Genomic DNA, 26,736 nt, shown 5'->3' on the forward strand with positions numbered 1-26,736 from the left:
ATCGGCGTTTTTCGCCGATAATAAAGAAATATATAAACAAGTAAGTCTTTTCGAAAAACAAGCATAATACCGTTATTCCTGATTTTAGAGAAATGGATGTAAAAAACTCATATTGATATCATGTTATCTGAATTGACTCGCCGAGATCCTCCGCTCTACAAAAAATACACCGATTGTTGCCAGTCACCTAAGACAACCCGAGCATCGCCAATGGCCAAAATCGATCTTTTGATGCCATCGATCTCTTGCTTATCCAATTTGTTTTTCAGCCTTTGCAAGCAGACCTGATTTCGCCCGCTGGGCTTAATCAGCACCAGATCGGACACATCAAACTGCAAAGTGCCTTTGATAGGATCGTAAAACTGCTCATTGGCAAAACTCAGTGTATTAAAAATACTGATCTTGGTTCGTAAAAGCCAGTCTCCAGAGGTCAGATAAAATGCAAAAGCATTCCTCATCTTGACATGTTCTTTAATACAGTAGCTAGCCACCTGGTGCACAGGCATAACTTTTACGGGAAGCCGTAATAATCTGTAATTTTTTATTCTTAAAATTGACAATATTGTAAAATGGATTGCAATAAAACTCAAAACACATTGATTTTCAATATTTTATTACATAGCTTTAATTAAATCATTAACCCAATCAAATACTGATATTATGGAATACAAAGTAGTACCTTTTGTAGCATCGATAAACCCAAGGACAGGCACATCGGATCAAGTAGCAGAACAATTAGAAACCCTGATTAATCAGGGTGCATCAGGAGGATGGAACTATGTGAGACTAGAAAGCGTCACAACTTATGTACATGCCGAAAATGGTTGCTTTAATAATAAACCTGGATATACGACGGCAAGACAGATGGTGGTATTTTCAAGGCCATGAAGTCTGTCCTATTGACCGCGATCCGATTGTATTGGTTGATCATCCCACCTGAAAGAAGACGTAAGTGTATATTTAGGCATAGCTGCTCTAAATATGTATTTGACGTAACTAAACATGAAGGCTTTAGGGCAGGTAGGAAAGCATTGCTTTCACGCATGAGAACCTGTAATGGTCACTTTGACATAATCACGGATTATAAAAGTGGTGAGCGGATGATGTACCTGAAAGGCGGTGTAGTGGTTGGCGAGGCGGAGATCGCGGAGAGGTTGTTGTAAATAGTTTAGGGATGGAACTGGAAATTTTGTCACGGAAGTTACATATAATAGCAAGCCTGGTATTTTCTCTTCGGAACTTAAGTTTCAGATTTTTTAACAAGATTGAAGAAAAACGTGATTGAAGGCTGTCGATGATAGCAGACTGGTAGACGTGCGCGCTATTTTAAGTTCTTCAAGTTGTTTCCAGATCTGTGGAAACAATACCTCATATTATTTCTTCTGGTGATAGTAGTGCCCGTTATTGCCAAGGTTGATCAGTTTCAGACCTTTTTCTGCTGAGAAAAGATTGATCAGAAATGCTTCTAAATGTAGGGTAACGGATTTGTTGAACAAATGCGAATAGATCGCATGTCGTATTAAAAGGTCTTTCTTGCTGTCGTGTCTATTATGGCTTGAAAAGCGGTTCTTGATATCGATAGATTCACCGATATAGATTGACCTTTTATCGTTGAGCAGATAAACAAGTGCGCTGTTATAAAAATCTAGTTTGCTATCTGTATCCTTAACCTCTCCTGCGCTACCGACGGGAACAATATGAACTTCTTTAATATCCAATTCTGACATGCGTTATTAATTACAGTTCATTATACTTTTTAGCAGTTCCCTTGGCTTTTTCTACAGGATATTTTTCATTGTTGAGTTTCATCTTGTCCTCCACGATCTCCTTAACATCAAGGCCGTGCTTATCGGCAAGCAATAGCGCATACATGAGTACATCGGCAAGCTCATTTTTCAACTTGTCAGGATTGGCATCTTCATTTCCTTTCCACAGAAAAAGTTCCAGAAGCTCAGACGCTTCAATGCTCAATGCAACTGCGAGGTCCTTAGAACTGTAAAACTGTTCCCCAATCTCTCGCATCTCTGAATGCTCTGATCTGTGCTATTAACTGCTGAATATCCGACATGATAAAATCCTTTAACTAAAAACTGGCCTTTGTCCAAATATCCGAAATATTGTTTAGGAATGAAAAGGAAAAAGCCATATCTCCCGATATGGCTCTACAACATATATATATTTATTTGAGATGGCTCTTATTTATACGAATTGATTGATTTAGATACTTTCCAGTCATTACCTACACGCTCCAAGGTAACCAGGTCAGTCTTGGTAAAGTTTTCAAATTTCAACGTTACTTTAGCTACCATATAGTCTGCAGATTCCTCGATGATATCGGTGCTCACTGTACAGTTTAGCTTCTCGCCTTTTTGTTTTTTCAAGGATTTAATCACTTCGCTACGGCTGTTAGACTGTGCATTGGTAGCTTGGATCTTTTGGTTGAAATCAGCTGCAAATAATTGTTCTACACCTGCTGATTCTCCTTCAGTCGTTACCGCAACGTAGTGCACTAAAGCGAAATCTGCGGTGGAAAGGTTAACGTTTGCTTTTGTTGCTTTTGCTCCTGGTCCTTCAGCTGCCATAGCGAATGTAGATACTGCGATTAGGGCTGCTGCGGCGAATGTTTTTACTAGTGTTTTCATAATGTCTTTTTTATTGTGTTAGTTCTGTTGTTCTTATTTGTTGACTCAAAACTACGACACAATAGGCCCCTAGCCTACGGGCTTTAGATTAACAATCGGGAAAACTCGGTGAATGGCGGAAATGTGGAGGTGAAAAACGAGTAGATCACCGAGGTGATCTACCACAAATGCTACGCGTAGCTAATCAATTGCCACGTTACTGCTTTTCCTCCATAAGGAGGCATCGTATTGCCTTTAGCAATTGGTGCTGTTGTGGAAGGGCTTCCAACAACTTTCCACACGCCTGATTCTGGGCAAGATTGTCCTGTACTTGCCGTAGTTCCAATGGGTCTTTTTGACATAATTATTAATTATTAATACAAAAACAAACATAGCTCATCCACTTCGTTCAATCTTACGGAAAACCGTATAGCTCTAATAATAGTTATTTTTAAACTATACCAATAAACTGACCATATTTTGATATTCTGTAAAAGCATGTGCAAATGCCTCCGTCGCTTCATAATTACTGAACTCATACTCTTCATTGACCCCAGTGGCAGTTCTTAATTTAATTTCACCATAGCGTACCACCGGTATCTGATAATTACCAGTAAATCGTTTATCTCTGCTCCCATCCTTATTGACCTTAGCCCAGGTCATATCAATAGTCTTTGAATCTGCTGGAACACCCTGCGTCTCTGTAAATCTTACCGCATGCTGTTGTAAGCTAATTTCGTCCAAACCGATAATAGCAAACTCTTTGGATCTGCTGTACATAACGATAAAACTTGGATAGATGTAGAGATCTGCACCATTCGCATTCTGGAAATACAATGCCTTTATATCGGATTTAAATTCAGGGATCGACTTCAATCCAAATCGAACATCGGTTCTGCTTACGACGGTACTGGCAGACGATCGAGTAATGGCACGATCCTCATAATGAGCACTTGTCACGTCCCATATTTTCTGACTTTTCGCCAAGTTGATAAAACTTGAGACCAAGATGTCATATTTTTGTTTTAACTCAAGGTCAAAATCAACCTGTAAATCAACATAAGAGGCTTCTATTTGCTCGTTTGTCTGCTTGATTGCTTCTTCTTGCGCATTAAGATCTTCATTCATCCGTGCTGGTATTGATTTATTGATCAATCCATAAAGCAAAAGGTAGCTCATAAGTTTTTTGTTCTTCGTGGATTTGATCGCTGCATTAATTTCAACAAGATCTTTCTCTAAGGATAAACGCTGCTCCCGAGCCAGTAAAATTGCCTCTTTTATACCTGCCATATCCTGACTCGTGATCTCATGGATGTCCGCGCTAAAAATATTACCTCGATGTTGTTCGTCTACCAGAGCTACATATGGCAGTGTCGCAGGCGGAGTATCCAGCATTACGGGAGAAGAAGGTGTTGCACCACCCCCATTTACTTTCTGCCTATTGTAAATTCCCAATGCTGGTATTCCTGTGTTTAAATAAGTACCATTGGTACCAAAGGTCATATTTGCCCCTTTTACCCCAATTGATGTAGAAATACCGCTCTTACTAAAGTTGAGATGTACCCCGGGGACGATCTTCACTCTTCTTCTAAAAGTCCAAGCCATTGTTTTGTATTTAAGATGTTTATAGTTAATAATTGAAAACAAATTTATAGCCCGTATTGAGTCTTTTTTTACGGTTTCCCATAAAGGAAACTGCGGTGATACATCGATTTAAAACATCCGTTTTAGCATTACGGGAACCCGTAACACCGACAGGGTTTTCCTGATTAAATTTGGACGACAATCAATATTTATTAACATTATGGAAAACGATCTACGACTTAAATTGGAGCAACTACATCAACGTGTAGGTAATCTTAAGGATCAAATAAGTACCGAAGAAGCCACAAAAAATGCTTTTGTCATGCCTTTTATTCAGATATTAGGTTATGACATCTTCAACCCCACCGAAGTTATCCCTGAATTTATCTGTGATATCGGCACTAAAAAGGGAGAAAAGGTAGACTATGTCATTAAAAAAGATAACGAGCCTATTTTGATCATCGAGTGTAAGCACTGGAAAGAAACAGCGGATGCGCACAATTCACAGTTGCATCGTTATTTTCATGTTTCAAAAGCCAGATTCGGCGTATTGACCAATGGACATATTTATAATTTTTACGCTGATCTGGAGAAGCCAAATATCATGGACGAAAAACCATTTTTCACGCTAGACCTCTCCAATCTCAAAGATTCCAATATAAAGATCCTAGAGAAATTCACGAAAAATGGATATCATCTCGAAGGAATACTGGATTCCGCAGAGGGATTAAAATACATTAAAGCTATTCGTAAGGAATTTGAAAAGGAATTACAGGGGCCCTCTGACGAACTTGTCAAACTATTGGTAAGCAGATTTTTCGAGAAACCACTCATAGCCTCAAGAATGGCAGCGTTTAAAGAATATACCCAGAAGGCACTTTCATCATCGATCAATGAATCCATCAGCTCAAGATTAAAAACTGCTTTAAGCATCAATGAGACAATACCGCAAAAAGCGACTGCTGAAGTGGCGCCAATTGACGAGAACATCAGTGCCGAGATCAAAATAATTACAACAGAAGAGGAAATTGAGGGATCACAGATCGTAAAAGCGATCTTGCGTGAACATGTCCCCGCCTCTCGCATCGCCTTTCGCGATACACAATCTTATTTTGGCATCTTACTCGATGACAATAACCGCAAACCCCTGGCCCGATTACATTTCAATTCGACAAATAAATACCTAGAGGTATTTCCAGAAGGAAAAGATAAGGGAGTCAAAAAGCTCTTAACCTCTCTAGACGAGATCTATAATTATCGGCAGGAAATTGCGGATGCATTAAAAAACTATGAATAGATCGTCGTTCAGTAAATGCAATATTCTGAGTATCGCTTAAGGAAAGGTTTCTTAAGCGATTTCTTCCTATAAACTTAGCTAATTCATTTTTCGCGCTGAAAAAACATTCCATATGATGAACAGAAGATATGTAAGTGGGTTGATATCGCCTACCAAAAAGGTCTTTAAAGATATCTTCCACGGTTCAAGCAGCCATAAATACACAAAGACGTTCTCCTGGTGGAAAATTCTGCTATCCAGTAGTATTATGCTATCCGCTTTCGTGCTTGCTAATAACCTATTAACGGGATTGATCTTGGCCGCTATATCGACACTTTTTATTCCCTCGACTGAATCAGGGTGGGAAAATCTGCTTCGCGTCAAGCTAGTTCCCAAAGTAAAAATCTTTATTACTGGACTACTAATAATCTTTTCAATTCCAGTTAGCATCGCGAGCCATCACTTTCAGCTGCAAAAAGAACAGGAAAGAGCATTACTGGCGCAGGCTGAAAAACAAAAGAAAGAACTGGAGGCAAAAAATGAAGCCATCCGAAAAGATAGTCTCCATCATTACTTGCAACTGCTGGATGCTCCAGCAAAAGATATCGATAAATCTCTTCGTTTGATTGATCGAGCAAACACTTTTGCAAAGTTTAGCGATGACATAGATCAGTTGACAAATAAGCGAAATAAGTTGAGATCGACGCAAATTGACCTATTAATCAAACATGGTAAGTATAGCGATGCCTTAGGCAAATTGGATGACTTGATAGTACAAGATAAAAATGTTAACCATTACTATCGGCGCGCGGTATGCTACCAAAAGCTGAGGCAGCCGCAGGAAGCTGTCAACGATCTCAATATAGCGATAGAGCTTGGGTCGACCGCAGCTCAAAGATTATATAATACAATCAATCCCTTAAGAAAGAGAATTATCGGCTACGTGACAAGATGCTGTGACGGCACCACATCTAACGCACGAGGCCGGGGAGCCTGCTCCTGGCATGGAGGTGTGTGTAACTGGAATGATCCCATATATCAAGAATACAGACAATATGAATAAGGAAATATTTGAAAAGAAACCGCTCATCAAGAAAAGTCTTTTACAACGTTGGTTCAAGCAAGAGCCGGATGAGAACTGTGTGATTGAAATCAATAACCTCTTTGCGAATAAACCAATAGAATCGGTGCGAATCCATGACATGGAGCTGATCGTATCAAAGTATGGTACCGCCGTATTCAAAAGCTTCGGCTTGAATATGGAGGAATTTTATATCACCTATATCAATGAATGCTGTAAAAATGGAATCATCAGTGAATTAGAGCTGAATAATATAAGGCATTTACAGTCTTTATTACTCATCGATAACAGCACTGCAACGTATTACCGTCGAAAATTAGGTATTGATGTGATTGATAGTGTATATATCAAACTGCTTAAGGATCAGGTGATGGATGATACTGATTTCCTTCATTTTAATAAATTGGTCCAATTCTTTGAGATTACTGATACGATTTTAAATGAGATTAAAGACAAACGGAACACGCAATTTACGGACGCTTTAGTCAGACCATTTATTGCAAAAAAACGGATGTCATTTAATGAAATGACTGAACTAGAAACTTCATTAAAAAAACGTCAGATCGATTTGTCTAAATCTACAAGGAAAATGCTCAATAAATACCTTTCCTACTGGCAACTGGAAATGGCCCCACTTAAAAGATGGGGAACAAATCAAGAGATCGTTAAGAATGAGATATGCCTATATGAGGAGAATGACATTAAATGGTTTGAATTACGCTCGGATAGAGGATATTCAAGCTATAAGTTCATCAAGCGGGGTTCGATCGTTATGACCAACAAAAAGTTATACTTTTTCTCTTCCGATGGCGTTTCGAAACTAACCTATGGCCAAATTTCCAATATCCAAATTTTGCCCGATCATGTACTGATCAAAAAACACAAGGGTAAAGAACCAAAACTTATGTCAAAAAAGGATCAAGTCATCTTTGAAATTATGATGAAGAAGATATGGCTGGCATATCTAAGCCAAAACTGGCCAAGCTAGTTAAACGCCTGTCCAATAGGAGAACAGGCGTTTAAATTATATCTTCAGTCGGAGCGTATTAATCGAAGTTAGGTACAGCCTCTGAATTCCAGAGTCCTAATCGATTTAATCTTGCATGGTTTTGTCCTTCTGCAAACTGTGAAGCATACCTTACATTGGGTGGTACAGTCATCAATAAAGCATAGCCATTCTTGATCATATTCTCGTTGATAAAAACATCGTTAAGATAAGCATAGGCCAAAGTCCTCCCGTAACGATCAAGTGAATCCACATCATATTCCAACCGAATATTCTTATCGAGAATCAAACTGTCTAGATACCTTTTGGAGACTATTCCAAATGGATGTTTCTTTTTATGAAAGGCATTTCTTTCCTCCGGTGCGTCTATACCAATCAGTCTAATTTTCACTTTATTCCCCTGACGGTTCCTAACCCAAAATGTGTCGCCGTCTACAACTTTGTAAACCCTGACTTCCTCAATATACGGAAGGTTAGTTTTCTCAAAAAAACCTACTGATCTAAAAGTGTGTTCAGCATTTGAACAGCTCATCAAAAACACGATCAGAAAAAACAGGGCAATTACGCCCAGTTTGATCATTATATTTACCCATTTTTTCATGTGGCCTATAGTGTTTTAAGAAACTGTTCAAACTCTTGGTAAAACTCCTGTTTGGTATTGACCGCCTGAACAACTTTAACATTGGGCGACCCGCTATCTTTCAGCCATTTTTCCCAAACAACCTTAATGATCTGAAAATCTGTCGGCTGCTCCTTTGCAACACCATATTTATCCAAGGATCGATCAACAAGCTCGGCAATAAATATATTGACATCTTTTAAGTTAAAATCTGTCTTATTGAGCGAATAGGCAGAATCAGCTTTAATAAATGCAGCTAGATCAGATTTTCTACTTGCTTTAAAGTCCTGGCGGATCTTAGCAATTAATGCAGGGTCTAAGCGATAGCCCTTTCCCTTATTGGCATTCTCAAGGTAACCATCCGTCAGAAGCAAAACGACATTGTTGTTTTTTTTGTCAACAAGTATATTGTTATCACTTTGTATGCGCTTTGGGGAAGCATCTACCAGGGAGGCTTTTACCGTTTCATTAAAGTAATTCCAGACATCGGCGCCCGTCTGATTTTTTAAGGAATAATCATATACTCGTTTCACTTCGTCCGAAAACTGCTGTTCGTCAGATTTCAATCCTTGGCGAATGTATTTGACCCGATCCATTTGGTTGTTTTCAAATCGATTAAAATCAATGGTCATTTTCTTGGGCTCAAATGATGTACCGTTCAATATCCCACGGTTGATAAAGTCCATTTTATAAATATCGGCTTGCCCTGAACGACGGGTATTCAAGGTCAGCAGATCACTACTATGGCCAATTAAACTGCTGATCAGAACCGTGTCATGGATCGGTTTGGGATAAAGCGCCATATTGATCCGATTGGAGAGATCTGGAGCAATAATAATATTATAGTCTTTGAGCATCACTTGATTATTGGGCAGCTCCTCCTCTTTGGAGGAACCGTCATTCATACAAGCAACAAAAAATGGTAAGATGGCTAATGGCAAGATGTTAGTTACTTTCATTGGTTGATGGATTAGTTGTTAAAAGCTGTAAGGTCTTCTAAAAGTTCATGTTTGATATCAGATTGCAATCCTAGATTCGACAGCCATGCCTCACATTCCCCAACGGCTTCACGGGTTTTATTTTCGGCTTTTAAGATCGCATACACTTCATATAAATATTTGCTCCATCCTTCCATATAGATATTGACCCTATTTTCCATCTCGGCTTTGGAGATAGGCAATTTATCATTGTCAATCTGGCTCTTATAAATCTGTCCGATATTGCTGATGCGCTCTTTGAAAGTCAATAATTGGTGCTGTAAGCTTCCTACACGTTCATTCTGTTGAATGGGCAGCTGCTGCACCTGTGTTATCTTCTCTTCTTTGTTGACCTGTAATGCAAAGAGTTCGGACTGCAATGCATCGTTCTCGAGCTGGATTTTGTTGATCTGTTCCTGGTATTCTTCGATTTCAGCCTGATGGCTCTGAACAATATGTTTGGTTTTCTGTTGTTGGAAGGACAGATTACGCTCGTTGATCTGAGCCAATAATTTTTCAAAGAAGAAACCAAATAGAAAAACGCCCAAAGCTCCGAGGATAAATACAAGCCAAAAATTACTGTCTCTGAATACAGTTGACAAGGTAAGATGCTGGTCTGTTTGATTGGTCAACAGATCTATATCATTGATGTTTTTTGACACCTTAAAAGCAATAAAAATATCGACAATGACGATGAGAATAATTCCCAAGTTGTCAATAAAGCCACCTTTAATTTTCTGCCAGATACTCTTATTGGATATTTCTACTTTTTCTTTTGAATCAAATAGATCCTTAAACACTTTATACATTCCTAATGCCAATGGAATGGCGACAAAAAGAAAAAGGAATAGTATACCACCCAATCCCTTCTGCCCTATTTTGGAGATCGCATGTGGATTGAATACTTCAGGTGATTCAATATTAGCAGCTCCCATCAAAATCATTTTATTGATATCTTCCTTGGAAAAAATAAAGATATAGGCTACCGAAGAATAGAATACAAAGATATAGAGGGCAAGCAGCAATGTAGTTGCTATCAGTATGGCCATCACAGGTTTATTGATACTGGGCTTTACAAACTCCACTTCAAGCTCCCTAATCTTTTGCTTTAGTGCTACGATCTTGCTTTCTAAAAATGGTATCTTGGTATTATTGTTGGAGCTGATCAGCAGACGCTTCTCTTCAATTTTTGTTGTCAAGATGTTGATATCCGAATCTAGGTTCTGCTGCTCGAAGGCTGTATTGGTTTTGATCTTTTCGACTTCCTGTTCGGTCTTAAATTCCATATTGGTCGTACTCACCTTTTGCTGTTCGTCAATACGGACTTTCAGGCGATCCTTCTTCTCGGCTATTACTTCAATTTCATTGATAAAATTAGAATAAAGACTATCCATTGCCTGGTGAAGTATCTGATGATCACCATTGTTTTCTTTGGCGCGATTATATCCGCTCTGTTTGACCAGATCTTTGTCAAAAGCGCCAACCTCCGAAGCTATAATATTATCCAACACGTCTTTAAACTCTTTTAAGGACTGCTGCTGAAAATTAAGATCACTACTCGATGATACCTTGTATCTCGAGGTTTGATTTTCTAATTTCGTCTGCATGGGTATTTCAATTTTGTCAGATGCGATAATATCTTCCAAAGATTCACCATTATTTATTCGTATGGCCCTCGTACGAATTCCATTAAAAGTCTCTGTAAGCTCCGAAATGGTCTTCGGGTAATTGGTCACGATGACGCTTACATGGTTGTTACTTTTGGAGTTGTTGCTCCAATTATAGGAGCCTGTTATAGCTACACTCTGATCGATCACGCAGAACTTTTGATTCATAATCCCCCAGCCGACGTTCTTGACCTTGGTTACGTCAGCCCCCTGCTTTTCTAAAAGTGAAAAATCCAGCTTTTCATTATCGGGCTGATCGGAGATAATAATAGAAACTTTCACATGTCGATCGAGGCATCCCTGAACTGTGGCAAACAGTTCATTGTCGGTAAACCATGCCATTGCTATCAAAACTTCGGATCGAGCTTTAGAAAGTTCTTGCCTAACACGTTCGTAGATGACTCTGCTATCGGAGAGTGTATCTTGGATCAATTGATCTGTGTTCATAGTGTTTTTCAGTTAAATACGGTTAATTGACTTTTCTGCTATTTATTGCTTTATCGATTCAAAACTATCAAAAACCGTAACCGCGATTCTACGGTTTCCCGTAAAGACTGAACTTAGGGCCGATTAGATTTCGACAGGCACTCTACTTAAAAAAAAAATAAATGGTGTATCCTAAATTTTGTAGTTTTGGATAAATTACAGCCAAACAATATTTCTTATTCGCATGAATTCAAATCTTCCAATAAATCGATCCATATCTTGGCCATCCTTTTTAACTGTATTTGCCATTGTGATCGCTTTTCTTTTTGGTTATGAGTATATCGCCAAAACAGATGATATATTTAATGGCGTAATGATCTTCTGCGTTATAGCGCTAGTGTTGCGAATTACTATTCCAAAAAGTCATCGAAAAGGAATGAAAGCAATTAAACAAAATGACTTTGAAACAGCGATTGTACATTTTAAAGAGAGTGTTGATTATTTTACTAGAAACAGCTGGGTTGACCAGTATCGTGTCATTACAGTTTTGAGTTCTTCAAAAATGTGCTTTCGAGAAATGGGCCTTTGTAATATTGCATTCTGTTATTCGCAGACCGGGCAAGCCGAAAAAGCAAAAGCCCTATACGAAGAGATCCTGGAAGAATATCCGAATAATGAAATCGCTTACTATGCGCTAAATTCAATCAATACATTTTCCAATAAGGCTGATTAAATGATCGCACATTTAGCCGGATCTCTCATAAGTCGGCTGTTACAAATGATCATAAAAACTAATAAGGGCTATCGGTGGATAGCCCTTTCTCATCATCTCATTGGTTAAAATATGGCACTAAATATCTTGAATGCATTAGATATCGTTTTCAGCAAATAATCCTACCTCGTTATTTACCTTTCTTTTACAAAAGTAGCACGATCGCTCCAAGAGCCTTTACGGAAAACCGTAATCCGATATCAAAGATTATTTATATAAAACCTAATTCCTTGCAATGTGCAACAAGCTGCTCATTTTTGGTAAAACCGAGTACATCTTTCATCAGATTGAGTCGTTTTTCAATACTGCTTAGGCTCGACGGACGGATATCACGCTGCTGCAGATAATTTGGCATCTCTTTTTGGGAAACCCCTTCGTACAAGAGTTTGATGATATGCAGGTCAAACTGCGTAAACTCATGCGAGTTCTGCTCCTGAATAAATTTTTTACTGTCGGGCGATTGGTACGTTCGGTTCTGATCAACGGCTTGCAATGCCTCGCGCAGATGTTGGCCATCGCGGCGTGCTTTACGTACCAGTCCATCGATCTCGTTATTCTTGAACATATCATTGATCAAAGATGAGCGATCCTTGGCCGTCAGGACAATAACCTTGATATCTGGCTGTACAGTCTTGACAGCTTTGATCAGTGAGAGCCCATCTTTTATTTCCTGCGGACTATCATCATCTTCAAATTCGATATCCGTAATCAACAGGTCATAAGGTTCACAGTCTCGGATCGCATTTTTGATCCAGGTCAGTGCATGGTCGCAATAATAAACGTATTTGGTATTATGAATACCGAGGTCATGCAGGGTTTTCTGCACTGAAATGTTAGCTATCTCGTGGTCTTCGGCAATGAGTACTTTCTTAAACATACATTATTGTCTTTTTATAATGGGATAATGGTCGTGATATTGAGCCCTTTTCCCGGTTCATTGTCAAAGGTAATTTTGCCACCGAGACTTTCAATACGGGAAACCGTATTGGCTAGACCTTTTCCTTTCGATTTTTCTTCGGAGATTCCTACACCATTATCCTTATAGAATATGCTGAGTTTTTCCTCCGATTTTTCAAAACGTATGACGACCTGATCGGCCTGACTATGTTTCTTCATATTGACCATCAGCTCCTGAAGCACATGCTTCACTTCATCTTTAATACGTTTGCTGATATCGTCCCATTGTTCGGCATCATTTCCTGCGATTAATATCTTCCGATAGTCAGCGGCAAAGGATTTGAGCAAGCTTGCCAATTGTTCGTTAAAAGGTATCTCTGTGATCGTTTCCTGTTCGACATCGTGGGAGATATCGCGCGACTGATGGTACATATTTTCCAGTTTATCGAGCACACCATCGCGATCCACTTCATCGCCATGTTCAATTTCCGACATTACCCGATAGATGCCATTGGCCACGACATCGTGAATCTTTTTAGAAAGATGTAGCTGCGTCTCTTTGACGCGGTTCTGTGCTTCGAGTTCAAGACGTTGCTTGCGCCGCTTGTACCAAATGGTTCCTCCACCTGCAACCAAAACAAGCAAGAAAATACTCGCACCGGTGATCACTCGTTGTCGTATAAGACGGTTCTGCTTTTCGGCGTTTTCTTTTTCTAGCCGCAGGTTATCGGCTTTATTTTTTTCGACTTCATAGCGGATCAGGGCGAACTGGTTTTTGGCGGCAGAGCGGGCTTGCTGGATGCTGTCATTAAGCTGCTTAAATTTTAAAAAATACAACCGGATATCATGAGGGTCTGATATTTCAATTAATTTATTTAATGCATTGATTTGGTCTCCAGGGCTATTTATGTTTTTTGCCGTTGAATAGCGTTTAATGGCATAAAATAAAGCCGAATCTTTATTTACAATTTCATAGTATTCTGCGAGATGTGTATAACTTGAATTTACTCCCCATAAATCACCTTTGGACATACGAATTTTCATCGCTTTTAGAAAATCAATATTTGCAGGATATTCGTGATTTTTTAACCATCTCGTTTTTGCCAGATTTGTTAATATCCTAGGATATTCAGCGTCTTTAGGTTGAACTTGTTTAATAATATGTTCAAAAATTGCTAATGCATCATCATAACGTTTTGCATATTGATAGCTTAGGGCAAGGTTATTTTCGTATATTCTGCGGTTTGCCGAATCTGTCGAAAAATTGATAGCCTGTTTGTAAAAGCTAATCGCTTGATCATAATCCTTCAAGTAATCGGTAACCGCTCCAAGATTGTTATAATTTATACTAAGATAAAAATGATGTTTAATATCTTTTTTGTCTAGATAATCTAAAGCTTGTAGAGAGGTTTCTTGCGATCCAAAATAGTCTCCTTCTTCTCCTTGAGTGATAGCCATATTTATGATCGATTTAGCTACAGACAAGCTATCATTAATTTCCAGATATATTTGTCTTGCTTTATTGAAATAAAGATATGAACTATCAGATTGTCTTATATCTACAAATGCTTTCGCTCTATTGTAATATAAGTCACCTTTTTTTTGCGAATTTTTAAGTTGATTATCTTTATCACTCTCCATTCGCGTACAAGAAAGAAATATAAAAAGTAAGGAAATATATAGGCTTAAATGCTTCAACTATATGATTATTTAAACCTAAAATAGTAAAAGTATTTTTGAAAACAAAGTTGATCTATTCTTTAAAAAAAAGAGGCGGTAAACCGCCTCTTTCGTATGGATTAATTAGGGACGTACCGTACCTTTGTCCCCTCCTGTGCCAGTTTCAGGTCCAGGATCTGTAGGAGGCGGAGTATCTGCCGTTTGTACTGTTGGTGTTCCTGCGCTAGGTTGTGAATTAGAAGGTTGACCGATTCCAAATAAAAAATATAATATTAAACTCCACATAACTCAAAAAATTAAAAGTCAAAAACTTGGTAGGTCCCGTGCCCCATGCACGGGATTGCTACAAATGTTTTCAGAAGGCCTTCTGAATTTTTTGGGAAGTAAGAGTGTCAATCGCGGGAGGCAGAAGCTGCTTCCCAAACCGGCTAAAGACTACCGCGAGATCTTCTCATTGTGAAATCAGATTAGTATCTTAGTTTATATTTTAATCGATTTATCATCTGACTTCGAGAACAAAGTTATAGCCGTTAAAAGCCTTTTTATCAAATCATTCCGGTAAGTCCGAAAGGTCCGATAACATGCTAAAGATTCTATGAATTCCGATGTATAAAGAATGGATTGACTTACGGGATTCCGTAAATTCCGGTGTAGAATTAGCTTAATTTTGATGCCATGCCAACGACATTTGCCAAATTTAAAGAAGAGGTTCTTGCCCTATATGAGGCAAAGAAAAACAACCATGAGCTGGATGATTTATTAGTTAATCCTTCTCCCGCCAAGCTAAGAGATTATTGCTTAGTTAGATTATCAGAAGGTTTGCCTCCCGAGGATATCGAAATTTTACAAAAGTTCTTTGATCCATATAAAAAAGAAAAGAACTTGGAAGAAGCAATAGCGAAATATAATACTGGATCATTAAAGGCATTGCAGAAATTTGTCCTTAACATTACGCAAGATCCTGAAGACCGAGTTGTGAAACTACTCGCAATACTCGTAGACTACCAGCCGAGGCCATTCCGATACAGCTATGATAACTCAACATTAGATGAGCCTAAAGATGCATCGCCAATAGATGAAGATAAAGGCTCATCAATGACTGATAAACTAGATGCCCCCTCAATCCCTATCACCGATAAAGATCCAACATCGGTAGGTTCACAAATGAGTTCTACATTGACGGATGAAAAAAAAGAACTTCAGGATAAGCCGGAAGAAGAAAAAACTGAAGAATTAATAGACGTTCAAAACGACTCAAATGAAATGGGGCAAAATCGGGAAAATATTGACAGATTTAAATATTCCCGACCATTTTTCAAAAAAAACAAACTTATATTGAGGTTTTCAGGTGTAGCATTTTTGGTATTGGCAATATTGACTACCGTACATTTTCTGACGCCTGAAGAGTGCATGTGCTGGAATGGAGAAAAATATATTGAGGTAGATTGTCAGAGTAAGACACAGCCTTATCAAGTAATAGGCTTAGATAAAAACAAACTCGAGGGATTTGTGAAAATAACGAGACCAGATACCCTAGGTCCCAAGGATGTAGGAAGAGTGTGGTATTCAAAAATCAATCATGAGGTGGAATTTTTTACTGGACCGGGTTATCATCCCACGGAATTCGGACGTTCCCTAAAAGCGGCCACCATGCGGATTTTAGATAGCTACGCAGGAGCAAACGCCAAAGGCGATCAAAACAAGAAATATGGTATTATGCAAAAACAATAATCTTTTGTTGCTCAAATGCAAATTTCCAAACGTAAAAAAAGCCACATCTCCCGACGTGGCCTTAATAAACATATGATTCACTAGTGGTTTGTCTTTTATTACTGGCAAACCACTAATTATTAAATACTATTTATACGAATTGATTGATTTGGATACTTTCCAGTCATTGCCCACACGCTCCAAGGTAACCAGGTCAGTCTTGGTGAAGTTCTCAAATTTCAACGTCACTTTGGCTACCATATAGTCAGCTGATTCTTCTAAGATGTCTGTGCTTACTATACAGTTAAGCTTTTCTCCGTTTTGTTTCTTCAAAGATTTAACCACTTCGCTACGGTTGTAAGACTGTGCATTCGAAGATTGGATTTTTTGATTGAAATCTTCGGCAAATAATTTCTCTACGCCTGCTGATTCTCCCTCTGTGGTTACTGCAACATAGTGCTCTAAAGCGAAGTCTGCTGTAGAAAGGTTAACGTTAGCTTTTGTTGCTTTTGCTCCAGGTCCTTCAGCTGCCATAGCGAAAGTGGATACTGCGATTAATGCTGCTGCTGCGAATGTTTTTACTAAAGTTTTCATAATGTCTTTTTTTATAGTGTTAGTTTTGTTGTTCTTATTTGTTGACTCAAAACTACAACACAATAGGCCCCTAGCCTATTGACTTTAGACCAACGCTCAGGAAAACTCGGTAAATGGCGGGAATGGGGAGGTGAACTGAGTTGCATTTCAGAATAATTTTGTTCATCTTCATCCTCCCAACAATTCGGCTTCAAAGCCGAATGATTGAACTTTATTACGCATTAAAAAAAAGAAAATGGTCACATATCTAGATTCTGGAAACATATTCAATTTACCTGATGTAAAAAATTATGCTCATGGTTGTAATTGTGCTGGAGCAATGGGGAAAGGAATCGCTTTACAATTCAAAGAAAAATATACTCAAATGTATTTGGAATATAAAAAGCGTTGTAAAGATGGTGACTTCTCTCTTGGGGATGTTTTTTCTTACGATTATGGTGAAGGCACTGTTTTCAATCTTGGCACTCAAAAGACCTGGAAAACCAAGGCAGAGCTTAAAGCAATTGAAGATTCTCTTCTCAAAATGCTTGTATATGCCCGCCAAAATGGCATTGAAAAAATAGCCCTCCCCAAAATTGGGGCTGGGTTGGGTGGTTTAGTTTGGGACGATGTAAAAGCTACTATTAACAGGGTTGCCAAAGATTATGATGATATTGATCTTATCGTTGTAGAAAATTATAGAAATATTTAAAAAAACAATTGACAATTAGTAGCAAGTGGACAAAACTAAAAAAGGTACTGTTATAAATTCCAAATATTTAGACAAAAAAGTATTTTTGTATTCTAAAGAAGTTCAGCTACTGAACTATCTTGCGTAGTCTCGGTTTTCGGATCGAGACTACCTCTTTGGTAGTTTTCAATAAATTCAGTATCGTTTTTCCAAAGCGTATAAATCAACACTAAGAGTTTCCGCTGTATTGCCACCTGTCCAATCATTTTCGATGCCTTATTGTTTTTATTGATTCTGATATAAGTTTCTTTTAATGCTTCATTGTACCTACAGGCCACCATCGCTGGGAAATAAAGTGCATTTCTGATATATCTGTTTCCTTTCTTGGAGATCCTAGTCTTGCCTTTAATCGAGGTGCCAGATTCTCTTTGCACTACATCATAGCCTGAATAGCTAACCAATTGTTTTGAACTATGAAACTGCTCAAAACCCATTGTTTCAGCTAATATCGTTGCTACCGTAATCAATCCTACACCTTTTATCGTCAAAACCTTTCTGACATGCTCCTTCAGTACATCTTCCTTTTCGATAGCTTTCTTAATTTCTTTCAGGCATCTTTCGATTTCCTTATCTATCTCAGTAATGAGTTTTTTGTTGCTCTTGGTAATAAATACTTGGATATCATGTGCGCAGTCCTTGCTGTGACTAATATTGCCAAGTGTTGTCTTTTGTTCCTGAAGCTGAACATAGTAACGAGTTAGATTCCTGAGCTGCAAGAGTGTGCTTGGTGGTGGGGACCACAACTTATGAACTCTCTCAATACCAAACTGACTTAGAATTCGCGCATCAACTGCATCTGTTTTTGTTTTCACATTAAGACTAGAGAAATAGTGTTTTGAGGTGTTGGGAAGCACAACATGAACCCTTTTTTTGATTTTGTATAGATGGTGGGCCAGGTTCTCATAATAAACGCCTGTGGCTTCCATGAGAAATACTAGCTCCGAATCTGATACAATCAGACCTTTCACCCAACGTAATAATTGATTGAAGCCTTTACTATCATTACCAAAGTCCAGGACCTTTGAGAACGTTAATTTGCCATCTTCCGCCTGTTGACATAAACAAGCTGTAAAGGTTGATTTTGAGATATCTATCCCAATGCATTGCTTTCTAATAGCCATAATTAAGAATTTAAATCATATTGACTCAATTCTCCTTCGTCTATCCTTTTGTTTTATTCAAGCTCGCTTCGCGGCCTTAAGTACTGTTCAGACTCCTGAGAATAAAATCGTGTGGGCGAAACCTTTTTTACGGTATAACTCAAAGTTTACCTAGCCACTTCTGGCCTCACACGAACAGCCAATATATTTTGCATAACAACAATATAATGACCTTTTTAAAATTCTCAGTAAAAATAAAAGCCACGTCTCTCGACGTGGCCATAAAGTAATACCTGTATATTCATCAAAAGTAAATCTATTCGAGATAATAAATATGCTATTAAAGCGGAGTAGACTAAATCATAAATAAGCCATGTCAAAATTATTTCTTTGTGTCTTAACGAACTTCTTATTGTACAATTATGGTATAGCCCAGATCAATTGTACTTCACTACTTAAAAAAAAGTTTGAGAATAAAAGCTATTCTCCGGCCGAACTAGACAGCTTAATCAAAGATTTCTCCAAACTAAGAGCATGCGGACTCGACTCTGTTGCACTAGAAATTGCAACATCTGTGCCCGGAGCATTTAACACATTCATAGCTCCTTCAATGCAAGAACCCAACAAGCTGATTACGTATAGCGAGGTATTCAATAAAATAAAAGAATTCAAAGCGTCGCCTGAATACCCAGCCATATTGAAATTTCATATTGCCAACAAAACATTAAGATCACGTACGGTTAATTTGAAAGAATGGTCAAAGGACAGTTTATTATTTCTTGATATTTTTGAAATGGACAGATCAGCAACCGAAAAAGGTGAATTGGATTCCTTTTATAATTTTATGAAGGAAAATAAAATCGGTGAGATAACTTATTACGAAGCTTGGGCCATTTTTAAAAATCAGCAAAAGCTAATGGCTCCCCCAAAACCACAGAAAAAAATACTTTGGGATGATAACCAGGACAGTGCTCTTGCGGAGGTGATACAGAAAGCTAAAGAACAAAACAAAAGGGTCATTCTCTATTTTTCCAGTTGGACTGATATCGCAAGCAGAAAGCTAGAGGCTGAACTAATGTATCTAAGCGACGATAACATAATGAAATATATCCGCAGTAAATTTGTTTTTAAAGCCATCCTTATTGACGACCCAAGTAAACTGACAACAAAGGAATTGCAACAGGATTCAAATTTTATAAAAAACGCTGATAATAGAGGCGCCAAAAATCGAAATATCCAAACTTATTATACACATTCAAAAAAATACCTTATTTCATTATGCTAGATGAAACAGGTAAAATTCTGAAATCATTAAGTGAGAATATAACTAAAAAGACGCTTGATAAATTTTTAGAGTAAAAAGCCAGATCTCACGACCTGGCTTCTAAACTAAATTTAAACATTTGATTCACTAGTGGTCTGACTTTAAACTGATCTCGGCAAACCACTAATTATTTAAATTCTATTTATACGAATTGATCGATCTGGCTACTTTCCAGTCATTGCCCACACGTTCCAAGGTAACCAGATCAGTCTTGATGAAGTTTTCAAATTTCAAGGTCACTTTAGCCACCATATAGTCTGCCGATTCCTCAATGATGTCTGTGCTTACTGTGCAGTTCAGCTTTTCCCCTTTTTGCTTTTTCAAGGATTTAACCACTTCGCTACGGCTGTTAGACTGCGTATTGGTAGCTTGAATCTTTTGATTGAAATCAGCTGCAAACAACTGCTCTACTCCTGCTGATTCTCCCTCCGTAGTTACCGCAACGTAGTGCTCTAAAGCGAAATCTGCTGTGGAAACGTTAACGTTTGCTTTTGTTGCTTTTGCTCCAGGTCCCTCAGCTGCCATAGCGAAAGTTGATACTGCGATTAGGGCTGCTGCTGCGAATGTTTTTACTAGCGTTTTCATAATGTCTTTATTTTATAGTGTTAGTTCTGTTGTTCTTATTTGTTGACTCAAAACTACAACACAATAGGCCCCTAGCCTATGATCTTTAGACCAACGCTCTGGAAAACTCGGTGAATGGCGGGAATGGGGAGAGGAAAGGGTTTAGAATAAAGCACTGAATTTTCGATAATCAGACTCTAACTGCTATCTTTAATAGCAAAAGCTACAAGTCCAAATGATTGAAATTTCCTATCAACACTATAAAGTATTCATCTATACCGATCAGCAATATACACTTGAGTCTGCCGATAATCTCAGACGCTACAAACTGATTGAAGAAGTTTTTGAGATATGAGATAATCTTTAACAAATGAAGTTAACAAAGGCAAAATTAGTCGCTAAAGTCAAAGCTTCTTTAGCAACATCAGGATACCTCTATTTTAAAAACTCCATACCCAGCGCACAAGGATTTTTTTCAAAAAAGTTAGAAAACGGTTTTTACTTGTCATTAGGGCTAACAATTAGCAGGTATATGGAAAGCGAATTTACTGGATCTTTTTATTACTCCAAAACAGCCCGATGGGCTTCTGTTTGGGGTGATATTCCAACAGAAAGTTATGTAAGACCAGGCTCCTTAATGTCAACAGAAGAACGGAGGGTTTATTTTGATACTGAAAATGAACAATTACGTGATTATTGGTGGGATGGTTTTGATGATTCATCGATCGCTTCTTTTATTGAAGTCATCAAACTCACCGAATCGAGATTGTATGAGGACCGATTATTGACAAAAAGGATTGAAGATAGCCTCAGCGTGTCACAACTCAAAAATTACGCCGATGAAGTAAAGAAATTGGTCTCCGACATCGAAAAACTGAATTTCACTTATTTTTATTTACCAGAGAAAGAAATAGACGGAATACCTCCGCAGTGGTTTAAAGCTAGTGAGTATGTCTTAAAAAAACAGAATGGTATACTCAATAAGAATACGGTTAAAAATTTGGCGTCTGATGCTTTTATTCAAAGTACGATCGACAATCTGTCAGCGATAGGAATCCGCTAGTTACTGTATTTAAAATAAATAGCTCCACCTCCATCACTTGAACTATAAAGCGGTCTATTTAAAACAATAAATTAGTTGCGGAATATGGGCGAACAAGAATGACATTAGAATAAGCAAGATGTTCATACAGTTTAAATAAGTCGATCCAATTTATAAAAAAAATCACTCCGATAAAACTATTTGGAAATGGCAATTGTTCTTATAATACAAAGCGGCTCCAAGCTATCTTTCGAAGGAAAGGTTCAACATAAAAATTGGCGTCGTACAGTAAAAATCCAATAGTCTTTAAAAACATTGGATGATGAAACAAAAAAGAGGAAACGATAGGAAACATAAAAATTACTGTACAAATAAACGCTAAGAGAAAGGGTCTGATGAGAATCAGGCCCTTTTGACGTAAAAAGCCAGATTTCAGGATCTGGCTTCTAAACTAAACTAAAACGTACTACCCCTAGTTTTCGGGATCCTTTATTTGCTCCAATAAACATATCATCCGCTAATAATCAGCCTTTGTTATAAGCATCCATCTCATTATATTGAAAATGAAAAATAATGCAAGCCAAGCAAAAGAAAACATATCCGGGTATTGTAGGACAGCATGTAGGCTATAAAGACCTGCTATCCCTATAACTAGCGAAAATATCCTATCTAATGTAGTTCTCAGTCTTCTTTTTACTATATATAACGAATGCAGTAAAACTGTTGTACAGATTAGAATATAAATAGTCGCCAGTAAAGCTTGAACAACTAAGTCCCAAATGTTGATGAAATCAACATAATTCAGGCAAGTAAAAAACTGAAATAGAGCAAGAAATAACACCATAAAAAAAAGGAGCGTAAACTTTTCACCAGGTAGAGGTAAAAGCAACAAAAGCAATATTGTAATGATATTAATAAACGCTTTATATCTTACTAGTCTTTCCATTAAGGAACTATGCTTTTTCATAATTGATTTATTTAATATCCCAAAGCTACCCTTCTTTTAAGATCAAAAATTTGATAAAAGGCAAAAAAAAAAGACATATCCCTTTACCATGGATGTTGTCTATACGACAAAAAAAAGCCACATCTTCCGATATGGCTCTACAACATATATATATTTATTTGAGATGGCTTCTACTTATACGAATTGATCGATTTGGAAACTTTCCAGTCATTGCCTACACGCTCCAAGGTAACCAGATCTGTTTTAGTGAAATTCTCAAATTTCAAGGTTACTTTAGCAACCATGTAGTCTGCGGATTCTTCTAAGATGTCTGTGCTTACTGTACAGTTCAGCTTCTCTCCTTTTTGCTTTTTCAAGGATTTAACCACTTCGCTACGGCTGTTAGACTGCGCATTGGTAGCTTGGATCTTTTGATTAAAATCAGCTGCAAATAACTGCTCTACTCCTGCTGATTCTCCCTCTGTCGTTACCGCAACGTAGTGATCGAGTACCAAGTCTGCTGTGGAAAGGTTAACGTTTGCTTTTGTTGTTTTTGCTCCAGGTCCTTCAGCTGCCATAGCGAAAGTGGATACTGTGATTAAGGCTGCCGCTGCGAATGTTTTTACTAATGAGTTCATAATGTCTTTATTTTATATTGTTAGTTCTGTTGTTCTTATTTGTTGACTCAAAACTACAACACAATAGGCCCCTAGTCTATGATCTTTAGACTAACAGACCGGAAAACTCGGTGAATGGTGGAAATGGGCAGGTGAATTTTAATTTTGTGATGTAGGTCACGGTAAATTACCATACAAAATCAAGAAATTTGTTCCAACAAGAAGAAAATCAAAGCAATATGAAAGCAAAACAACTCTTTAGGCAAATAGGAATATTTTCGGCTTTATTAATCCTAATAGCAACGCATTGCTACGCAACAAACCGAAAACCAAAAATTCTATTTGTAGTGACTAGCCACGATACAAAAGGCAATACAGGCGAAAAAACAGGTTATTATCTCGGGGAAGTCTCGCATCCATGGGAGGTTTTAACAGCTGCCGGATATGAGATTGATTTTGTTAGCCCACAGGGCGGAAATCCACCTGTGGATGGATTTGACCTAAATGATCCCGTTAACAAAAAATTCTGGGAGGATAAATACTACCACAATAAAATCACCCATTCACTCAAACCTTTTCAGGTAAAACCTGAAGAATACAAAGCCATCTTTTATGCCGGAGGACATGGTGCGATGTGGGATCTGCCTTTCGACTCATCAATCGCAAAGATTGCCAGCAAGATATATGAGGCAAATGGCGTCGTCGCAGCTGTATGTCATGGCCCTGCTGGCTTAATCAATATCAAACTGAGCACCGGTGACTATTTGATAAAAGGAAAAAAGGTCAACGGCTTTAGCAATGAAGAAGAAGAGCTCGTAAAGCTCAGCAATGTCGTCCCCTTTTTATTAGAAGATAAACTAAAGGCAATAGGTGGGATTTATGAAAAATCTGAACCTTGGCAGTCCCATGTTACCATTGACGGCAGATTGATCACTGGGCAAAACCCGCAATCAGCCAAAGCTGTAGGCATAGCCATCGTCAAAGCATTAGCTGAATAAGGTACTTGAAAACCATAGGGTCTGTCCAATATTTACTGTACAATTAAACGCTAACAGAAAGGGTCTGATGAGAATCAGGCCCTTTTTTTGGCTTCTAAGGGGTTTACAAATACGTCCCTGCTTCTGCAAACTGACACGATTAGATGTCTGCGTATTTCTGAAAGTCAGCGATTACTCCCGGAGTAGTAGTGGAAAGCTGGTGAAGATTTACGGACTATTTTCTAGAATCGCCTCTACTTTACGCCCGATTATTTTAAGCATCCTTTCAAATCCCACATCTGTAGGGTGGGTGCCATCCACTGTTCCTTCCGAATCATCACCTATTAAATGGTCTGTAGGTATGTAATACAAATTTTTGTAACCTGCCTGTAGCAGTCTTTCATACTGTAGCTTAAAATTCTTATTCTGCTCGGTCAATCGCGCGCTCCATTTTAAATTATAATTGCCGACCTGACGGGTAATACTCTCTATCAGCAATATGGGTACCTGAGGATGGGATTTACGAATCCGTTTCACAAAATTAAACGTTCGTTCTTTGACTTCTTCGGGACTACTATTTGGCACACAATCCATGATGAGTAGACCCATAGAATCAATATCACATAGCATATCAGCCACGGCAGGCTCCATCCGGGCATTGCCACTCACGCCCATGTTGATCACATTGGCGTTCAACCGCCGCCCTAATTGCGCTGGATAAGCTAATCCCGGGCGGCTTGCGGAAGCACCATGGACGATGCTGGAACCATAAATCACGACCTTTTTGTTAAAAGACTGTCTGGTACCAACAAAGGTGGCTTTGTCATCAATAATCAGGTCAAAATCCAATAGCTCTTTATACAAGGGAAAGTAAACAAGAAATTCTTTTTCTGTTTTCGCCATATCTTCAACAAGCGTAGCTTTACTTTCCGCCATGTTCAGATCGGGACGAGCTACCCCTGCAAAGCGCCACCCACTGGGCTCTTTTACATATACATCAAAACCCCGTGACATAATCGGCGTGGAATTATTGCCTAGCGCCGCATCCGCCGTCTTCCATCGTAAAGATAATTTGCTCGTATTGCTCTTAAACGTAATAAACATTCCTGCAGCATGGGTATATAATTTCTTTACCGCAGCAGGAAGTTGCCTGTACTTCGCTGTATCTATCCGATGAAATTTTGGTGCGTTTTCAAAAGCTCTTCCCTGCAGCTCAAATTTGGCCGACGAAATAACCTGCTGGGCGTATAAAGATACTGAGCCACAAACAAGAAGGAGGAAAAATAGGATACTTGTCTTTTTTCTCATGATGTTTCAATTAATAGCAATAGAAATGATTCTAATTGAATAGTGGCCATCTCATATTATCCATAAGATGGCCATCTACTTATAAAGGTATCGAATTTATTTCACTGTAAATACCGTAGCTACAGCGCGTTCACCTTCATGGTCAAACTTTCCATTATCTGAAGGATAGTTAACCACGCCTTCGCCCTTCACCCAAGCTGTGGAGGAACCGCCACCATCATAGTTTAACGCGGAAGTGCAGCCCAAGGCAGCCATTAACTCGCCCAGCTGGGGTATCGTCAGTCCCTGTGATTGTGATGAGCGGCCATCAATAACAGCTACAATAAGTTTATTGTCCTTGGTAAGCCCCACTGCTGTACGGGGATGTCTGCTGGTATTGAAATCTACATTCAACTGCTCCAGCACCTGACCATTCTGCATCAATAACGGGCCGCCAGTCAGTGCAGCGGTGGCGCTCAGCGTCCCCCAGCCTCCTGCGGGTTTCGGCACAATCTGATAGCTTTGCCCCGTAAAGGTAAATGCACCATTTTCACGGTAGCTATTAAATCCATTCACAGTCTGATTGATTACCTGGCCATCGTATTTGAAAAATACGGTTGATCCGCCTGTACTGGTATTAAAGTAACTGCCGTTAAATGCCACCAAAGCGCCCTTAGCCGTCGCGGCAGCACTTGTTTTTAGAAATCCGGTCTTCACATAGGGAATTTCCAGCTGCATGCCTTTCTTCAGATCGATCTCAAATACATTGACATATTGTTTGGATTCAAATATCCGTGGAAATTGGTAATATTTCCACAGCACACCGTCAGCAACCGTTTTTGTATTCCAAGCTGCCGTATTGATAATCTCCGTCAAGTTTTCTTCCTGGGGAATACTGTAGTCATAGGGCAGCTGCGTTCCGCCCTCATTTTTCTTGCATGAAATAACAAGAAAAAGCAGCAATAAGCTATATATAAAATTTCTTTTCATCTGTTTTACTTTATTTCGCCGATCCACTTTAATTTTAATGGAACCACTTTTTCAATTGTTTTCTGGTCAATAGTGTATACGGCCGATTCCATATTGCGGTAAAAGACGACCTTGTTTTCTGATGGCAGTAATCTTGCCGCACTTACGTTGCCCGTCCCCCAGCTATAGGGCCAGTTGGCAAAATAGTGTTGCGGCACAGTTTCCCGCTCATACTGAAAGGCCTTTCCTTTTCGCTCCGCCAATAGCACC

General features: G+C 38.6%; 30 protein-coding genes. 11 read left to right on the forward strand and 19 right to left on the reverse strand.

The window, feature by feature from the left end; genetic code table 11:
- Positions 1 to 155: 155 nt before the first annotated feature.
- Positions 156 to 458, reverse strand: a complete 303-nt coding sequence (locus B2X72_RS15400) for a hypothetical protein (RefSeq protein ID WP_286850446.1) — start codon at positions 456 to 458, stop codon at positions 156 to 158.
- A 202-nt stretch (positions 459 to 660) separates the two neighbouring features.
- Between B2X72_RS15400 and B2X72_RS15405 the strand changes: the two genes are divergently transcribed.
- Together B2X72_RS15405 and yidD are read left to right on the forward strand one after the other, a co-directional pair.
- Positions 661 to 888 (forward strand): hypothetical protein, encoded by a 228-nt coding sequence (locus tag B2X72_RS15405; RefSeq protein ID WP_120335547.1) that lies wholly within the window; start codon positions 661 to 663, stop codon positions 886 to 888.
- A complete protein-coding gene (gene yidD / locus B2X72_RS15410) occupies positions 885 to 1,163 on the forward strand; it encodes a membrane protein insertion efficiency factor YidD (RefSeq protein ID WP_286850449.1) in 279 nt (92 codons plus the stop codon). The genes B2X72_RS15405 and yidD overlap by 4 nt, the downstream gene beginning before the upstream one ends.
- Positions 1,164 to 1,373: 210 nt before the next feature.
- Here yidD and B2X72_RS15415 read toward each other — a convergent pair whose 3' ends face one another.
- The 5 genes from B2X72_RS15415 to B2X72_RS15435 all read right to left on the reverse strand — a co-directional run bounded on the left by B2X72_RS15415 (position 1,374) and on the right by B2X72_RS15435 (position 4,226).
- On the reverse strand, positions 1,374 to 1,727 hold the full coding sequence (locus B2X72_RS15415) for a GIY-YIG nuclease family protein (protein WP_286850452.1): 354 nt from the start codon (positions 1,725 to 1,727) through the stop codon (positions 1,374 to 1,376).
- A gap of 10 nt (positions 1,728 to 1,737) precedes the next feature.
- Positions 1,738 to 2,022 (reverse strand): nucleotide pyrophosphohydrolase, encoded by a 285-nt coding sequence (locus B2X72_RS15420; protein ID WP_286850455.1) that lies wholly within the window; start codon positions 2,020 to 2,022, stop codon positions 1,738 to 1,740.
- Positions 2,023 to 2,195: 173 nt separating this feature from the next.
- Positions 2,196 to 2,642 (reverse strand): nuclear transport factor 2 family protein, encoded by a 447-nt coding sequence (locus tag B2X72_RS15425; RefSeq protein ID WP_286850458.1) that lies wholly within the window; start codon positions 2,640 to 2,642, stop codon positions 2,196 to 2,198.
- A gap of 170 nt (positions 2,643 to 2,812) precedes the next feature.
- On the reverse strand, positions 2,813 to 2,983 hold the full coding sequence (locus B2X72_RS15430) for a hypothetical protein (RefSeq protein ID WP_286850461.1): 171 nt from the start codon (positions 2,981 to 2,983) through the stop codon (positions 2,813 to 2,815).
- A 94-nt stretch (positions 2,984 to 3,077) separates the two neighbouring features.
- Positions 3,078 to 4,226, reverse strand: a complete 1,149-nt coding sequence (locus B2X72_RS15435; RefSeq protein ID WP_286850464.1) for a DUF4236 domain-containing protein — start codon at positions 4,224 to 4,226, stop codon at positions 3,078 to 3,080.
- A 199-nt stretch (positions 4,227 to 4,425) separates the two neighbouring features.
- Here B2X72_RS15435 and B2X72_RS15440 point away from each other — a divergent pair, with 199 nt between their 5' ends.
- The 3 genes from B2X72_RS15440 to B2X72_RS15450 all read left to right on the forward strand — a co-directional run bounded on the left by B2X72_RS15440 (position 4,426) and on the right by B2X72_RS15450 (position 7,550).
- Positions 4,426 to 5,502 carry a type I restriction endonuclease gene (locus B2X72_RS15440; protein WP_286850466.1) on the forward strand — a complete coding sequence of 359 codons (1,077 nt, stop codon included), beginning with the start codon at positions 4,426 to 4,428 and terminating at the stop codon, positions 5,500 to 5,502.
- A 112-nt stretch (positions 5,503 to 5,614) separates the two neighbouring features.
- The gene (locus tag B2X72_RS15445) at positions 5,615 to 6,544 is read left to right on the forward strand and encodes a tetratricopeptide repeat protein (RefSeq protein WP_286850469.1); all 930 of its coding nucleotides are present in this window, start codon (positions 5,615 to 5,617) and stop codon (positions 6,542 to 6,544) included.
- Positions 6,537 to 7,550, forward strand: coding sequence for a hypothetical protein (locus tag B2X72_RS15450; protein ID WP_286850471.1), 1,014 nt, complete (start codon positions 6,537 to 6,539; stop codon positions 7,548 to 7,550). Before B2X72_RS15445 ends, B2X72_RS15450 begins: the two co-directional genes overlap by 8 nt.
- Before the next feature lie 58 nt (positions 7,551 to 7,608).
- On the opposite strand, the gene B2X72_RS15455 is transcribed toward B2X72_RS15450, so the two are convergent.
- From B2X72_RS15455 to B2X72_RS15465, 3 genes are read right to left on the reverse strand one after another with little or no spacing between them, the layout of a single operon-like run.
- Entirely contained in the window at positions 7,609 to 8,169 is a 561-nt protein-coding gene (locus B2X72_RS15455; RefSeq protein ID WP_286850474.1) for a thermonuclease family protein, read from the reverse strand.
- A gap of 5 nt (positions 8,170 to 8,174) precedes the next feature.
- Positions 8,175 to 9,146, reverse strand: a complete 972-nt coding sequence (locus tag B2X72_RS15460; RefSeq protein ID WP_286850476.1) for a hypothetical protein — start codon at positions 9,144 to 9,146, stop codon at positions 8,175 to 8,177.
- An 11-nt stretch (positions 9,147 to 9,157) separates the two neighbouring features.
- Entirely contained in the window at positions 9,158 to 11,278 is a 2,121-nt protein-coding gene (locus B2X72_RS15465) for a phospholipase D-like domain-containing protein (protein WP_286850479.1), read from the reverse strand.
- A 223-nt stretch (positions 11,279 to 11,501) separates the two neighbouring features.
- On the opposite strand from B2X72_RS15465, the gene B2X72_RS15470 reads away from it, so the two are divergent.
- Positions 11,502 to 11,990, forward strand: a complete 489-nt coding sequence (locus B2X72_RS15470) for a tetratricopeptide repeat protein (RefSeq protein ID WP_286850482.1) — start codon at positions 11,502 to 11,504, stop codon at positions 11,988 to 11,990.
- A gap of 250 nt (positions 11,991 to 12,240) precedes the next feature.
- Here the strand turns inward: B2X72_RS15470 and B2X72_RS15475 are convergent, their stop codons facing one another.
- The 3 genes from B2X72_RS15475 to B2X72_RS15485 form a co-directional block, all read right to left on the reverse strand.
- On the reverse strand, positions 12,241 to 12,906 hold the full coding sequence (locus tag B2X72_RS15475; RefSeq protein ID WP_286850484.1) for a response regulator: 666 nt from the start codon (positions 12,904 to 12,906) through the stop codon (positions 12,241 to 12,243).
- A 14-nt stretch (positions 12,907 to 12,920) separates the two neighbouring features.
- Positions 12,921 to 14,384: a tetratricopeptide repeat-containing sensor histidine kinase gene (locus B2X72_RS15480; RefSeq protein WP_349681400.1), complete on the reverse strand. Its 1,464-nt coding sequence runs from the start codon at positions 14,382 to 14,384 to the stop codon at positions 12,921 to 12,923.
- Between the two features lie 345 nt (positions 14,385 to 14,729).
- On the reverse strand, positions 14,730 to 14,891 hold the full coding sequence (locus B2X72_RS15485; protein WP_286850489.1) for a hypothetical protein: 162 nt from the start codon (positions 14,889 to 14,891) through the stop codon (positions 14,730 to 14,732).
- 390 nt (positions 14,892 to 15,281) lie between these two features.
- On the opposite strand from B2X72_RS15485, the gene B2X72_RS15490 reads away from it, so the two are divergent.
- Positions 15,282 to 16,337, forward strand: a complete 1,056-nt coding sequence (locus B2X72_RS15490; protein ID WP_286850492.1) for a hypothetical protein — start codon at positions 15,282 to 15,284, stop codon at positions 16,335 to 16,337.
- A 126-nt stretch (positions 16,338 to 16,463) separates the two neighbouring features.
- On the opposite strand, the gene B2X72_RS15495 is transcribed toward B2X72_RS15490, so the two are convergent.
- Positions 16,464 to 16,910: a nuclear transport factor 2 family protein gene (locus tag B2X72_RS15495; RefSeq protein WP_286850494.1), complete on the reverse strand. Its 447-nt coding sequence runs from the start codon at positions 16,908 to 16,910 to the stop codon at positions 16,464 to 16,466.
- Positions 16,911 to 17,145: 235 nt separating this feature from the next.
- Between B2X72_RS15495 and B2X72_RS15500 the strand changes: the two genes are divergently transcribed.
- Positions 17,146 to 17,601 (forward strand): macro domain-containing protein, encoded by a 456-nt coding sequence (locus B2X72_RS15500; RefSeq protein WP_286850497.1) that lies wholly within the window; start codon positions 17,146 to 17,148, stop codon positions 17,599 to 17,601.
- A gap of 92 nt (positions 17,602 to 17,693) precedes the next feature.
- On the opposite strand, the gene B2X72_RS15505 is transcribed toward B2X72_RS15500, so the two are convergent.
- Positions 17,694 to 18,761 (reverse strand): IS110 family transposase, encoded by a 1,068-nt coding sequence (locus tag B2X72_RS15505; RefSeq protein ID WP_112374335.1) that lies wholly within the window; start codon positions 18,759 to 18,761, stop codon positions 17,694 to 17,696.
- A 352-nt stretch (positions 18,762 to 19,113) separates the two neighbouring features.
- Between B2X72_RS15505 and B2X72_RS15510 the strand changes: the two genes are divergently transcribed.
- The gene (locus tag B2X72_RS15510) at positions 19,114 to 20,025 is read left to right on the forward strand and encodes a hypothetical protein (RefSeq protein WP_286850500.1); all 912 of its coding nucleotides are present in this window, start codon (positions 19,114 to 19,116) and stop codon (positions 20,023 to 20,025) included.
- A 177-nt stretch (positions 20,026 to 20,202) separates the two neighbouring features.
- Here the strand turns inward: B2X72_RS15510 and B2X72_RS15515 are convergent, their stop codons facing one another.
- Entirely contained in the window at positions 20,203 to 20,649 is a 447-nt protein-coding gene (locus B2X72_RS15515) for a nuclear transport factor 2 family protein (protein ID WP_286850501.1), read from the reverse strand.
- Between the two features lie 349 nt (positions 20,650 to 20,998).
- Here B2X72_RS15515 and B2X72_RS15520 point away from each other — a divergent pair, with 349 nt between their 5' ends.
- Positions 20,999 to 21,691 carry a hypothetical protein gene (locus tag B2X72_RS15520; RefSeq protein WP_286850503.1) on the forward strand — a complete coding sequence of 231 codons (693 nt, stop codon included), beginning with the start codon at positions 20,999 to 21,001 and terminating at the stop codon, positions 21,689 to 21,691.
- Positions 21,692 to 22,807: 1,116 nt separating this feature from the next.
- Here B2X72_RS15520 and B2X72_RS15525 read toward each other — a convergent pair.
- Entirely contained in the window at positions 22,808 to 23,254 is a 447-nt protein-coding gene (locus B2X72_RS15525) for a nuclear transport factor 2 family protein (protein ID WP_286850505.1), read from the reverse strand.
- A 218-nt stretch (positions 23,255 to 23,472) separates the two neighbouring features.
- Here B2X72_RS15525 and B2X72_RS15530 point away from each other — a divergent pair, with 218 nt between their 5' ends.
- A complete protein-coding gene (locus B2X72_RS15530) occupies positions 23,473 to 24,231 on the forward strand; it encodes a type 1 glutamine amidotransferase domain-containing protein (protein ID WP_286850507.1) in 759 nt (252 codons plus the stop codon).
- Between the two features lie 207 nt (positions 24,232 to 24,438).
- On the opposite strand, the gene B2X72_RS15535 is transcribed toward B2X72_RS15530, so the two are convergent.
- From B2X72_RS15535 to B2X72_RS15545, 3 genes are all read right to left on the reverse strand, one after another.
- Complete coding sequence (locus tag B2X72_RS15535) at positions 24,439 to 25,518, reverse strand: SGNH/GDSL hydrolase family protein (RefSeq protein WP_286850509.1); 1,080 nt, start codon at positions 25,516 to 25,518, stop codon at positions 24,439 to 24,441.
- A gap of 96 nt (positions 25,519 to 25,614) precedes the next feature.
- Positions 25,615 to 26,487 carry a phosphodiester glycosidase family protein gene (locus tag B2X72_RS15540; RefSeq protein ID WP_286850511.1) on the reverse strand — a complete coding sequence of 291 codons (873 nt, stop codon included), beginning with the start codon at positions 26,485 to 26,487 and terminating at the stop codon, positions 25,615 to 25,617.
- A 5-nt stretch (positions 26,488 to 26,492) separates the two neighbouring features.
- A partial coding sequence (locus B2X72_RS15545; RefSeq protein WP_286850513.1) for a hypothetical protein occupies positions 26,493 to 26,736 on the reverse strand: 244 nt, incomplete at its 5' end.

The organism is Sphingobacterium sp. UBA7253 (assembly GCF_002472745.1).
GTDB classification, from domain to species: Bacteria; Bacteroidota; Bacteroidia; order Sphingobacteriales; family Sphingobacteriaceae; genus Sphingobacterium; species Sphingobacterium siyangense.